At 61.3% G+C, this 12,265-nt stretch carries 11 protein-coding genes and 1 pseudogene; 8 read left to right on the top strand and 4 right to left on the bottom strand.

What is annotated here, in order from left to right:
• The 3 genes from AC1Z3V_RS13330 to AC1Z3V_RS13320 form a co-directional block, all read left to right on the top strand.
• The coding region (locus tag AC1Z3V_RS13330; RefSeq protein WP_483499478.1) for a calcium-binding protein at nt 1-1,682 on the top strand (1,682 nt) is incomplete at its 5' end.
• A 75-nt stretch (nt 1,683-1,757) separates the two neighbouring features.
• A complete protein-coding gene (locus tag AC1Z3V_RS13325; protein WP_113538824.1) occupies nt 1,758-2,123 on the top strand; it encodes a hypothetical protein in 366 nt (121 codons plus the stop codon).
• Nucleotides 2,124-2,319: 196 nt separating this feature from the next.
• Entirely contained in the window at nt 2,320-3,351 is a 1,032-nt protein-coding gene (locus AC1Z3V_RS13320; RefSeq protein WP_483499476.1) for an ABC transporter substrate-binding protein, read from the top strand.
• Between the two features lie 361 nt (nt 3,352-3,712).
• Here the strand turns inward: AC1Z3V_RS13320 and AC1Z3V_RS13315 are convergent, their stop codons facing one another.
• The 3 genes from AC1Z3V_RS13315 to AC1Z3V_RS13305 are packed head-to-tail and all read right to left on the bottom strand — an operon-like array spanning nt 3,713 to nt 5,729.
• Nucleotides 3,713-4,429 (bottom strand): Bax inhibitor-1/YccA family protein, encoded by a 717-nt coding sequence (locus tag AC1Z3V_RS13315; RefSeq protein ID WP_483499475.1) that lies wholly within the window; start codon nt 4,427-4,429, stop codon nt 3,713-3,715.
• A 15-nt stretch (nt 4,430-4,444) separates the two neighbouring features.
• Nucleotides 4,445-5,206, bottom strand: coding sequence for an anti-sigma factor family protein (locus tag AC1Z3V_RS13310; RefSeq protein WP_483499473.1), 762 nt, complete (start codon nt 5,204-5,206; stop codon nt 4,445-4,447).
• Entirely contained in the window at nt 5,199-5,729 is a 531-nt protein-coding gene (locus AC1Z3V_RS13305; protein WP_483499471.1) for a sigma-70 family RNA polymerase sigma factor, read from the bottom strand. The genes AC1Z3V_RS13310 and AC1Z3V_RS13305 overlap by 8 nt, the downstream gene beginning before the upstream one ends.
• A gap of 186 nt (nt 5,730-5,915) precedes the next feature.
• Between AC1Z3V_RS13305 and AC1Z3V_RS13300 the strand changes: the two genes are divergently transcribed.
• Entirely contained in the window at nt 5,916-6,122 is a 207-nt protein-coding gene (locus tag AC1Z3V_RS13300; protein ID WP_483499469.1) for a hypothetical protein, read from the top strand.
• A 53-nt stretch (nt 6,123-6,175) separates the two neighbouring features.
• Here AC1Z3V_RS13300 and AC1Z3V_RS13295 read toward each other — a convergent pair whose 3' ends face one another.
• Nucleotides 6,176-7,228, bottom strand: coding sequence for a LacI family DNA-binding transcriptional regulator (locus tag AC1Z3V_RS13295; protein WP_483499668.1), 1,053 nt, complete (start codon nt 7,226-7,228; stop codon nt 6,176-6,178).
• Nucleotides 7,229-7,361: 133 nt separating this feature from the next.
• Here AC1Z3V_RS13295 and AC1Z3V_RS13290 point away from each other — a divergent pair, with 133 nt between their 5' ends.
• The 4 genes and pseudogenes from AC1Z3V_RS13290 (at nt 7,362) to AC1Z3V_RS13275 (ending at nt 12,253) form a co-directional block, all read left to right on the top strand.
• Nucleotides 7,362-8,888 (top strand): sugar ABC transporter ATP-binding protein, encoded by a 1,527-nt coding sequence (locus AC1Z3V_RS13290; protein ID WP_483499468.1) that lies wholly within the window; start codon nt 7,362-7,364, stop codon nt 8,886-8,888.
• A gap of 76 nt (nt 8,889-8,964) precedes the next feature.
• Nucleotides 8,965-9,975: an ABC transporter permease gene (locus AC1Z3V_RS13285; RefSeq protein WP_334198779.1), complete on the top strand. Its 1,011-nt coding sequence runs from the start codon at nt 8,965-8,967 to the stop codon at nt 9,973-9,975.
• Nucleotides 9,976-10,039: 64 nt separating this feature from the next.
• Nucleotides 10,040-10,994, top strand: a pseudogene (locus tag AC1Z3V_RS13280) (substrate-binding domain-containing protein).
• A gap of 206 nt (nt 10,995-11,200) precedes the next feature.
• Complete coding sequence (locus tag AC1Z3V_RS13275; RefSeq protein WP_483499466.1) at nt 11,201-12,253, top strand: sugar phosphate isomerase/epimerase family protein; 1,053 nt, start codon at nt 11,201-11,203, stop codon at nt 12,251-12,253.
• The last annotated feature ends 12 nt before the right edge of the window (nt 12,254-12,265 follow it).

Below are 12,265 nucleotides of genomic sequence, written 5' to 3'. Positions count from 1 at the left end.
ATGTACCGAGTATTCAGTCGATCAGCACTGCGTATATGGCTAACGGCGTCGGCGCTCTCGAGGGCCTGATCAATGCGACGCCAGGGGCGGATGGCATTGCGGTATACAAGATCGATAGCGTCAACGGATTGCCAACCAGCTGGACTGCGTCCGGTACAGGAACTGGCCAGGTATTGATCAAGGACAATTTGGGCGCTGACGTATATCGTCTGACGACGAACACTGACGGGACCTATCAACTAGAGCAACTGAAAGAACGTCCTGGAACGCCTGTTACAATCGAGGCTGCGAACCAGTTCAGAAATAGCCCAACCAGCAGCTATGACTTTGGTTTCGCGACATTTACAGCGTTGAACAGCAATCAAGGGCAGACCGAATTCAATGCAAATACTTCCCCCACGGGCGGCAGCGAGTTTGGCATCGGGAATACTGCTTTCAGTGTCGGAGAGAGATTTAAGGTCGACTTCGACAGCTACGTCTCTTCCATATCGCTTGGGCTTGGAACGGTATCTAACAAGGGCGTACTCCAGTTCACGATTAAGGGCGACAACGGGCAGCAAGCGATTATAACCAAGACCGTTGTTTCAGGGCAGACTAGCGTCACTATCTTACCAACGGATGTTGGATTTAAATTCAACTATGTAGAGGTTCTTGGACTGGACCAAACCGGTTCACAAAATGACATTAACCTAGCCTTCAAGACGGTAAGTTATACAGAAACGGTTGCAGCATCGGATTTGACGTTAACCTTCGGAATTACCGGACGCGATCAGGATGGTGACCTTTCCAATTCGTCCACACTAACATTTGTCTCCGATGGGTCCGAAACGACGGCCAATATCATCACGGGAAGCGTACAGGATGACGTCATTTATGGCGGCGTCGGCGATGACACCCTCAGCGCTGGTAATGGTAATGACGTCATCTATGCGAGTACCGGGAACGATAAGATCGACGGTGGCGGCGGCGTCGATCTGCTCGATCTGTCCGATGCAACGGGGCCGGTCACGTTTACGCTGGTCCAAAGCAGCTCCGACGCGTTCGTGAACCTTACGAGCGTCGGCCTGGGTAACGAGACCTACAAGAACATGGAAGGCGTTAAGGGCTCGGATTTCAACGACACCCTCAACGGCAGCAGCAGCAACGACGTTCTCATGGGCGGTGCGGGCAATGACACGCTCTACGGCAATGACGGCGACGATCTGCTTTTCGGCGGCGTCGGCGATGATACGCTCTATGGGGGCAATGATGCCGATACGCTCTACGGGGGGGCTGGTGACGACACCCTCTACGGTGGTCTCGGTAACGATCTCCTCAATGGCGGTACCGGCTCCGACCACATGACCGGTGGCTCCGGCGCTGACACCTTCGTGATCGACTCAGATTCCTTGCTCCCGGGTATCGATGACGTCATCACCGATTACAAATACGCCGAAGGTGATTCCGTCGATCTGACAGCTCTCCTGGGCAACCTGCCGTCGGGAACCGCCTTGCAAGACAACTTCGTACGCGTTCAGGACGCAGGTGGTGGCAATGCCAACCTGCAGGTGGACACGGACGGCAGCGCTGGCGGTGGCACCTGGCATACGGTCGCCGTTCTGGAGAACTTCCAGGTCTCGTCCGATGTGGTGAAGGTTCTGTTCAACGAAAATGGGACGAAAACGCCACAAGATGTTCATTAGCATCTTATCGATCTCGACAGTTCAGCGGTTCTCGGTAATCATCCGGGAACCGCATTTTCCAGGGGGAATGTTTTCATGATCAGAAGCATGCTGGTGGGAGCGATGGTCGCTCTGATACCCGTTTCAGGTTTCGCGGCCGATCTCATCGTGGATTATGCGCCACCCGCGCAGCAGTGCGCAGAAGCCAGCCAATCCTCGCTCACCGTTGACCAGGACGTCTCGACCCTGACCAAGGAGGTCGTGTCGCGCATGGACGAGGCGATCGCGGTCGCCGATGACCCGCACTGGATCTCGTCGACCCGGCCGACCTTCGTCTGGGCATCCGAGACCAAGGTTGCCTGCGGCAAGGCCTATGGCTACCTGCAATCCAACTGGCGCGACGAGGACTACATCTCCAAGTGCGATTGCTTCTACACCAAGATGCGGAACTACATGAATTGAGGCTGGCGGTTTGATCGTCATGTCCCAGGCTGTCGTTTCACCGACCAGGCGGGCGTCGTCCTGTCGGCGGTGGCTAGTCCTCGGCGCGCTTGCGCTTGGCACGCTTGCAGGCTGCCAGGGCGCGCCCACGCCCCAGGACGTGCTTGATGTGGAATCGCCTCAGGCGAGGCACGCGAGGCGCGCGGCCGAGCACGCCGTGAAGCCACAGGAAACCTTCGGCAGTGGGGCAACACGCATCGCGCTCATCACCGCCCTGATGGCTCCGTCGGGCGAAACCGTGCGCGAACGCGATATCCGAGACGGCGCGTCGCTCGCCATCGATGAGGTCGGCGGCGGCCAGCTCTCATTGCTGGTCGAAAACACCGACGGTTCACCACAGCAGATCCAGGAGGCGGCAAAGCGGCTCGCCGGCCAAAAGGTCGCGCTCGTCGCGGTGTCGATCGCCGACGTGCCTGTCAGCGCCGTGCGCCAGGGGCTCGGCGCGTCTGGCGCGCCGCTGTTGGTCCTGCGCGGCAACGGCGCCGAGCGGCCGGGGGGCACTTTCGCTTTCGTGTCCGACCGCATCGACAGTGCCGTTGAGGGGGCCTCCTACGCGGTGGCGTCCGGCCGCAAGCGGCTCGTCGTGCTCTTGCCGGGCGATGTTTCCGCCGCCGAGCGACAAAGGCTCGATCGCGGGCTTGCCGGATATGGCATCAAACCGGCCCTCGTCGCTGTAACGGGCGCCACGGCATTTACCGGCGACGCGGCCTCCAAGGCCAAGCTCAAAGATACCGATGGCGTGCTCCTGATCGGTTCGGGCGAGCCAGATGTCGGCGCGCTGTCGCAGCTCAAGGCCAACGGCTATCTGAAACCGAACGCGATGGTCGTCGGCAGCTCCGGATGGGAGAATGCCGCTTACAAGCGCCCCGAACTTTCGGGAAGCCATCTCTGCCTGTTCGGTCCGGAAAACGGTTCACGCATGACGTCGCGCTATCTCGATCGGTACGAGCGCGCCGCCGGCGCCGATGCGGCCTACGGCTTCGATGTGATCGCGCTTGCCGCCGGCCTCGTGCGCAGCCAGGGCGAAGCCGCCATCACGCAGGAGAGCCTTCGGTCTCCAAATGGCTTCATCGGCGCGGCGGCAGCCTTCCGATTCGCGGGGAACGGCTCCGTTGAGCGAACCTGCGCGATTTACCAGGTTACCTCCGGGAATGTGAAGCTGCTGGATCCAGCGCCGCGTTCGTTCTGAAGCGCGAGCGCTGACCCATAGCTCTGCTCATCGGCTGCGGGGAGGTCGTGTCCGATGACATGTGGGTCTAGCTGATGGCGGTGCAGCTGTTGCGGGCGACCCGGGACAAATCTTAGACGCTCCGCGGTCATTCCGGACTGCGATGAGTATTGATCGTTGCCGATGCCGTAGCGTTGGCCTGATCACGCAACCGCTTACAGCGCCCTGAGCCTGACCTTGCCGGTGTTGCGGTCGTCCAGCGGGACGACCGCTTGGGATAGCCGCCGAAGCTCGCGCCTTCGCGCTGGTTCGGCGGATGTCCATGTCACCAAGAAATAGGGCCCGCCGGCGTGGAGCAACGGTCGGCCCATATCTACGACAATCACCTTTCGCGCTCGCCGGTGAAATTCAGCAGCAGCTGGAAGATGTTGACGAAGTTCAGATAGAGCGACAGGGCACCGAAAACCGCGAGCTTCTGTTGCGATTCCTGGTCGAAATTGTCGGCATACTGTTCCTTGATGTTCTGCGTGTCCCAGGCGGTCAGGCCGACGAAGACGACGATACCGATCACCGAAACGGCAAACTGAAGAGCGCTCGAGCCGAGGAAGATGTTGACGATCGAGGCGATCATCACGCCAATCAGGCCCATGATCAGGAACGAACCGAACTTCGCCAGGTCGCGTTTCGTCATATAGCCGTAGAGGCTCGTCGCGCCGAACATGGTGGCGGCGATGAAGAAGGTGCGGGCGATGCTGGCTCCGGTGAAGACGAGGAAGACAGAGGCGAGCGACAGCCCCATGACGGCGCAGAAAGCCCAGAAGATCATCTGCGCTGACGATGCCGACATCGAATGCATCTTGAAGGAAAAGAAGAAGACGAAGGCGAGCGGAGCCAGCATCACCACCCACTTCAGCGGGGTCGAGAAGATCGGCACATAGAGCGCCGGCGTGGTGCCGACGATGAACGCCACAAGGCCCGTTACGACGAGGCCGAGGCCCATATAGTTGTAGACGCGCAGCATATGCTGGCGAAGGCCCTCGTCGAGGGCAGCGACAGAAGCCTGGCTCATGCCGCCAAAGCGGTTCTGGTTCGAATACATGTAGGTTTCCTCAGTTCAGTATAGTGAGTTTTTAAGTAACTCGGCCTCATCGCTGAGGCCGATGCCAGGCGTACTTGAGACGACGGCATAGGCGACCTCGCCGACCTGCCACCACGCAGCCTCGGCACTGGAGAGATTGAGGTCCTTCACAGGCTCGAGCGCGAAGTACCCCGGCCTGCCGGCGAAGAGTGATATGACTGCGCCAGCATCGGTCTTGACGCTCGTCTCGACACTGGGACCGAAATCCGAGGGGAAGACCTGGACATCGACGACGTTCCAATCCTTCGGAAGCTCCGGCATGACGATGGCGGTCGCCGCACGAATGTCGTCCGGGTCGTAGGTCTGCGCTTCCGGCTGTGACGGCATTCCCGCTCTGACGAGCGCGGTCTGATGCGCGCGGATCGCATGCTCCACGAAAGCCGGCGGATGGGCCGAGGCATTGACTTCGCTCGGGCCGACGGACGAATGGGCAATCCACCCCACCGAGACCATCAACCCGACTGCGGCGACCTTTTGCATGGCGTTCCACACGCGCGCATTCGCCAGTCCCGACGAAAGGCGGCGGGCGGCCTCGCGCGTCTCGGGGCGTGCGGCAACGACATCCGACGTCATCGCCAGCTTGAGCGTGGTTCGCATGCCGAGGTCGGCCATGACACGCGCCGCCGCATCCGGATTCCTGGCGAGCCAGGTCTCAACCCGCAGCCGCCCCGCCGCATCGAGCTGGTTATCCACATAGGCATCGAGATCGGTATCGATTATCGCGTCCACGTCAGTCATGATCGCCTCCGACAAGCCTCAGGTGGTTGGGCCTTTTCGTTCCGCTCTCGAAATCTCTCAGGTTCGCTCTTGCCCGGGAGACGCGCGACATCAGAGTCCCGACGGGAATGTCGAGTATGTCGGCAGCCTCTTGATAGGAGAGGTCCTCGACCGCAACGAGATGCAGCGCTTCGCGCTGCTCTTCGGGAAGCATCATGAACGCTTCGCGGACCTGAGCGAGCCGCACGCTATGTTCCTGGTGGGCCGGGTAGGATGATGCAGCTTCCTGCGCCGTCTGGTCGTCGCGCTGGCCGCGAGAGATCGCGGAGCGCACGCGGTCGATATGCGTGTTGCGAACGATGGCGAAGAGCCAGTTTCTAAGGCTTGCCCCAGAGCGGAACGTCGAGCGTCGCTCATAGGCTCTCACCAGCGCATCGTGAACGAGATCCTCGGCGTCCGGCGAATTGCGCGCAAGCGAGCGCGCATAGCGCCTCAGCGCAGCCAACTGCCCAATAACATCAAAGGCGCCCTTCTTCGAATCCATACCCGCATATACGGAGTGGCGACGGCATCTCATCCATTGCGTTGAAAAAAAACTATAAAAAAACTGAGCGGCGCCTTCAGGTAGCCCATGAGACAGGGAGCGCCGACGCCGGCGAGGTTCGCGACAAAGTTGATGAGCGCGATGCCGACCGCCGTAGCCGAACCCAGCCCCAGAGCCGCGAGCAACATGACCGCACTGTACCTCTTGCTGCAGTCGGACCTGATTTTCGGCAGCCACTTTGCGGCTCTTCTCCCGCTTGTCGTCCGCCAGTCGCCGATCGAGTTCCCGCAGATGGTCTTCCACATGCTGTGGCACAACCGCTCGCATCACTCGCCGATGCATCGATGGCTACGTGATATCATCATGCTGACGCGCAACAGAATCGCGACCTAGATTTCCGGGTAGGTGGCCGCTCTCCGAGTAGCCTGGCACTCGCACCCAATCCTTCATCGCCGTGTCGGCGGTGGCCCAACAGAGTTGCGGACCACCAGGTCGGGCCTCAGCAGGATCTCCGTTTCGGAGGGGGTACGGTCCGAAAGCATTTCGAGAAGCAGTGCCATCGCGTGCTTGCCGATGGCGGTACGTGGCTGGCGGATCGTGGTCAGGGAAGGGGTCATGAAACTGGCTTGCGGGACGTCATCAAAGCCGGTGACTGAAAAGTGTTCCGGTATGTCGTAGCCGCGCGCCTTGAGGCCGAGAGCAACACCAAGGGCAGTCTGATCGTTGACGCACATGAAGGCAGTCGGAAGATCGTCGCGCATGAAAAGCTGTTCCAGCGCCAGCCTGCCACTTTCCACGGTTCCATCACCTTCGAGGATAAGGCGGCGGTTCGGGGGGATGCCGGCCGCAGCAAGCCCGGCCTCGTACCCTGACCGACGACGGCTATAGGCCAGGCGCGTATGTGAGTCTCCGATGAATGCGATCCGTCGATGCCCCTCGGATATGAGAAGATCAACGGCTTTGCGCGCGCCTTCGATGTCGTCGACACCGACATAGGGAACGCCTCCGTTAAACACGGGTTCGAAAACGCCGACGGTCGGCGGCAGGCGTGGCGTCACCTCCTGGTGGCCGAAAGGAAGAATTCCCGTGAACAGGATCAGGCCGGCCGCCTGGTTCGAATTGAAGAACTTCAGGTACTCCAATCCACGTTGGGCATCATTCTGGGTATGCCCGATGAGCACGCCGTAACCATGGGCGCGCGCTTCGTTTTCGAGGCCGACAAGAATGCTGGAGAAATTCGGGTCACCGATATCGGGCGCCACCACCAATATCATGTTCGACCGGCCGAGCCTCAGGCTGCGCGCCATCGCATTGGTGGTGTAGCCCGTCAGTGCGATGGCCTGATTGACCTTCAGCCGCGTGGACTTGGCAACCTTCTCCGGCATGTGAATGGCCCGCGAGACCGTCGCGATCGACACTTCGGCGATCCGTGCGACGTCTTCGATGGTTGCGGGGGGGAATCGGACACTCGGCTGGCCTCGGGCTTTGTTGCGAGACACTACACAGACTTGCCGGGCGGTCAAACGCGCAAGCCGAAAAAATTGTCGAACAAACATGATGTAAACCTTTACACTGGCCGATGTAAAGGTTTACATCATGGGAAAAGGCGGTGGAGGCCGCAGGGAGGGGAATATGACCACGGAGGTTATCGACGGGGCGCCCGTCGTGCTGTCTGCGCGCCGCATCAGCAAGTCCTTCAGCGGCGTGCAGGTGCTTTTCAGCGTCGATTTCGAGCTGCGCCAGGGCGAAATCCACGCGCTGATGGGCGAGAATGGCGCCGGCAAATCCACGCTCGTCAAGATATTGTCCGGCTTTGAGCAACCGACCTCGGGCGAGATCCTGCTTGACGGCAAGTCGGTGAAACTTCCGGCAAACGGCGCGGCCGAAGCACTCGGCATCGTCATCATCCATCAGGAATTCAATCTTGCCGAACATCTCACCGTCACCGAGAGCCTGTTTCTCGGCCGCGAGGTGACCAGGTTCGGCGTGCTCGATCGCAAGTTCATGCGCGCGGAAACACGCCGCGTTCTCGATCTCCTCGGTTCTCATGTCGACGAGAATGCGATGGTCGGCTCGCTGTCGATCGCCGAAAAACAGATGGTAGAGATCGCCAAGGCCATCAGCCGGGACGCGCGTGTCGTCTTCATGGACGAGCCGACCGCCGTGCTCTCTCGGGAGGAGACGAACTTCCTGTTCCGGCTGGTGCGCAAGCTGCGCGAGAAGGGAACGAGCTTCGTCTTCGTGTCGCACAAGCTAGATGAGGTCATGGAACTCACCGATCGCGTAACGGTGCTGCGCGACGGTCAATGGATCAAGACATCGCCGACCTCCATCCTCGATGGAGAGGCGATCGCCCAGTTGATGGTCGGCCGGGAACTGTCGAGCCTCTATCCCGCCAAGACCGAACCGGACATCGACGAGGAGGTCGTGCTGCGGGTCAACGGGCTTTCGACCGGATATGTTCGCGATGCGAGCTTCGAGGTCCGCCGGGGCGAAATCCTCGGCTTTTCCGGGATGATCGGCTCGGGGCGGACGGAATTGATGGAGGCGGTCGTCGGATTGCGTCCCCGCGTGGCCGGCGAAGTTTTCGTTCGTGGCCAGCCAGTTTCATCCGGGGACGTGCATGCGGTCAACAATGCCGGTCTCGCCTACATGACCAAGGACCGCAAGGCGAAGGGGCTGTTGCTCGATGCCGGCATGATGGCGAACCTGACGCTGCAATCGCTCGACCGGCACACCCGGCTCGGCTACCTCGATCCCGGAAGCGAAGAAGCGGCGCTCGTCAAGGCGCGCCGCCGTTTCGACATCCGCGTTCGGGATGACAGCGTCGTTGCCGGGCGCATGTCGGGTGGCAACCAGCAGAAGCTGCTGCTTGCCAAGGTCATGGAGACCGATCCAAGCATCATTATCATCGATGAGCCGACACGCGGCATCGACGTCGGCACCAAGCAGCAGATCTATCACTTCATCTCCGCGCTCGCCCGCGACGGTCGCTCGATCATCGTTGTTTCGTCTGAGATGCCTGAAGTCATCGGCCTCTGCAGTCGCGTGGTCGTCATGCGCGAGGGCCACATCGCCGGCATCCTCGAGGGCGACGAGATCTCCGAGCAGGAGATCATGCGCTACGCCGCAGGCTTGAAGAAGAAAGCGGCGGCCTGAGGTCGCGGCGGCGCATGCCGCGCAGATGCCGAGAACAATAAGATTCCCGACGGATGGGACGGAGGTTCAATTGGATATGAGCGTAAACGAGGAAGGCAGTCAGGGCGTAATTCGCCGCCGCAGCTGGCGTGACATCGATCTCAGGGCTGTGGCGCCATTCGTCGCGCTGGCGCTGCTTCTGTTGGTGGGGGCGCTGGTCAATCCCAATTTCATCAGCATCAACAACCTCGCCAACGTCGCCACCCGCAGCGCCTTCATCGCCATCATCGCGGTCGGCGCCACCTTCGTGATTTCGTCGGGCGATCTCGACCTGTCGGTCGGGGCGATGGTCGCCTTCATTGCCAGCCTGATGATCCTCTTCATGAACTCCGGCGTGATTGCCGATCCGGCGCTCATGCTTCTGGCGGCGGTCCTGTTCACCATCGTCGCCGGCGCGCTTTGCGGTCTCACCAACGGTCTGATCACCACAGTCGGCAAGATCGAGCCCTTCATCGCGACGCTCGGCACGATGGGCATCTATCGGGGACTGACGACCTGGCTGTCGCAAGGCGGCGCAATCACCCTCAAGGAACCGGAACTCCAGGAGATATATCGTCCCGCGTACTTCGGCACCATCTTCGGCGTTCCCGTTCCGATCGTCGTCATCCTCGCGGTCACTGCCGTGGCGGCCTTCATCCTCTATCGCACGCGCTACGGTAGGCACGTCGTCGCCGTCGGCTCCAATCGCGACGTTGCGCGCTATTCAGGCATTTCCGTCAACCGCGTCCGCACCGTCGCCTTCGTGATCCAGGGCCTGTGCGTGGCGGCCGCCGTCCTCCTTTATGTGCCGCGACTCGGCTCGACGTCGGCGACGACCGGCATCCTTTGGGAGTTGCAGGCGATCACCGCTGTCGTCGTCGGCGGCACGGCGCTCAAAGGCGGCGCCGGTCGTGTCTGGGGCACGATCTGTGGCGCGTTCATCCTCGAGCTGGTCGGCAACATCATGCTGCTTTCCAACTTCATCAGCGAATACCTGATCGGCGCCATCCAGGGCGCGATCATCATCATTGCGATGCTCGTCCAGCGCTCGCTGGTGCGCAAATCGTGAGACGGCCGGGTCCACAGGTCTCCCGGCCTGCAACAGGCTGACCTGATATTTTGGGAGGAACTTAATGCGTAATAAGCTATTCGGCCTGACCCTCGCGGCCATGACAGCACTTGCTGGCGTGTCGCACGCGCAGGAGGAAAAGAAGGTCACGATCGGTGTCTCGATTCCGGCAGCCGATCATGGTTGGACGGCCGGCGTGGTCTTCCATGCCGAGCGGGTCGCCAAGATCCTGATGGAGCGCAATCCGGGGCTCAACGTCATCGTCAAGACTTCGCCCGACCCGGCAAGCCAGGCCAACGCCGTGCAGGACCTCGAAGACACAGGGCATCGACGCTCTCGTGATCCTGCCCACCGATCCGGATCCGCTCGTCAATGCCATCAAGGAAGTGAAGGGCAAGGGGACCTTCGTCGCGCTCGTCGACCGTGCGCCGAGCGTCAACGACAACTCCGTGCGCGATCTCTATGTCGCGGGTAACAACCCGGCGCTTGGCCAGGTTGCTGGCGAATACATCAAGGCAACGACACCGGATGCTGAAGTCGTCGTCATCCGCGGCCTGCCGATCCCGATCGACCAGCAGCGCCAGGACGGCTTCGACAAGGGCATCGACGGATCGGACGTCAAGGTTCTCGACCGACAGTACGGCAACTGGAACCGCGACGATGCCTTCAAGGTCATGCAGGACTATCTGACCAAGTACCCGAAGATCGACGTCGTCTGGTGCCAGGACGACGACATGGCCGTCGGCGTGCTGCAGGCGATCGAGCAGGCAAAGCGTACCGATATCAAGTATGTCGTCGCCGGCGCCGGCTCGAAGGAGATGATCAAGAAGGTCATGGACGGCGACAAGATGATCCCGGTCGACGTGCTCTATCCGCCGGCGATGGTCGGTACCGCGCTCGAGATGACCGTCGCCAACTTCTACGGCCAGGTTCCGGTCCGCGGCGTCTACACGATCGACGCGACGCTCGTGACCAAAGACAATGCGAAGGACTTCTACTTCCCGGATTCGCCATTCTGATCCGGAGCTGAAGCAACGGGCGGCCCGCAATTGGCGCGGGCCGCCACCAATATGCATCGACTTCTATCTGCGCATGAGCGCAACAGGCCACCTGCGCTACCTGGCCGGCCCGTCTGGAAAACCAGAAATGCCGTCGCCTTGTGCCTCAGGGGGTTCTGGAGACGCCTTCCAATCGTCCGGCAAAACGTCCAACGAGGAGACGAGACATGAAGACCATCAAGGGGCCAGGGCTCTTTCTTGCGCAATTTGCCGGCGATGCGGCGCCGTTCAATTCCTGGGACGCGATCACCAAATGGGCAGCGGATTGCGGCTACAGGGGCGTGCAGGTGCCGAGCTGGGACGGGCGGCTGATCGACCTGAAGAAGGCGGCGAGCTCGAAGGCCTATTGCGACGAGTTCGCCGGCACGGCACGCGAAAACGGCGTCGAGGTGACCGAGCTGTCGACGCATCTGCAGGGCCAACTCGTGGCCGTGCACCCGGCCTATGACGAGGCCTTCGACGGCTTTGCCGCCGCGGAGGTGCGCGGCAATCCCAAGGCACGGCAGCAATGGGCGGTCGAGCAGGTGAAGCTGGCGCTGACGGCCTCGAAGCACCTCGGCTTGAATGCGATGGCAAGCTTTTCCGGCGCGCTCGCCTGGCCCTTCGTCTATCCCTGGCCGCAGCGGCCGGCCGGCCTCGTCGAGACCGCCTTCGACGAACTGGCGAAGCGCTGGACGCCGATCCTCGATCACGCCGAGGACTGTGGCGTCGACATCTGCTACGAGATCCATCCGGGCGAGGACCTGCACGACGGCATCACCTACGAGATGTTCCTGGAGCGCACCGGCAACCATGCGCGCGCCTGCATGCTCTACGACCCGTCGCACTACGTGCTGCAGTGCCTCGACTATCTCGACAACATCGACATTTACAAGGATCGCATCCGCATGTTCCACGTCAAGGATGCGGAGTTCAACCCGAGCGGACGGCAGGGCGTCTATGGCGGCTATCAGGGCTGGGTCAACCGGGCCGGCCGCTTCCGCTCGCTCGGCGACGGCCAGGTGGATTTCGGCGCGGTGTTCTCGAAGATGGCGGCCAACGACTTTGCCGGCTGGGCGGTGGTCGAATGGGAATGCGCGCTGAAGCATCCGGAGGATGGCGCGCGCGAGGGCGCCGACTTCGTCAGGCACCACATCATCCGCGTCACCGAGAAGGCCTTCGACGATTTCGCCGGCGCCGGCACCGACGAGGCGGCCAATCGGCGCATGCTCGGGATCTGAGGCTTTTCCTTG

The organism is Ensifer sp. 38_S197 (assembly GCF_056924495.1).
Note: the sequence above shows the minus strand (reverse complement) of the source record. Positions and strands in the feature narration are given on the sequence as shown.

Bases quoted from the DNA above. Each gene is read 5' to 3' on its own strand.
- AC1Z3V_RS13325 (WP_113538824.1), top strand. From the start codon at position 1,758: ATGATCAGAAGCATGCTGGTGGGAGCGATGGTCGCTCTGATACCCGTT.
- AC1Z3V_RS13315 (WP_483499475.1), bottom strand. From the start codon at position 4,429: ATGTATTCGAACCAGAACCGCTTTGGCGGCATGAGCCAGGCTTCTGTC.
- AC1Z3V_RS13310 (WP_483499473.1), bottom strand. From the start codon at position 5,206: ATGACTGACGTGGACGCGATAATCGATACCGATCTCGATGCCTATGTG.
- AC1Z3V_RS13305 (WP_483499471.1), bottom strand. From the start codon at position 5,729: ATGGATTCGAAGAAGGGCGCCTTTGATGTTATTGGGCAGTTGGCTGCG.
- AC1Z3V_RS13300 (WP_483499469.1), top strand. From the start codon at position 5,916: ATGACCGCACTGTACCTCTTGCTGCAGTCGGACCTGATTTTCGGCAGC.
- AC1Z3V_RS13290 (WP_483499468.1), top strand. From the start codon at position 7,362: ATGACCACGGAGGTTATCGACGGGGCGCCCGTCGTGCTGTCTGCGCGC.
- AC1Z3V_RS13285 (WP_334198779.1), top strand. From the start codon at position 8,965: ATGAGCGTAAACGAGGAAGGCAGTCAGGGCGTAATTCGCCGCCGCAGC.
- AC1Z3V_RS13275 (WP_483499466.1), top strand. From the start codon at position 11,201: ATGAAGACCATCAAGGGGCCAGGGCTCTTTCTTGCGCAATTTGCCGGC.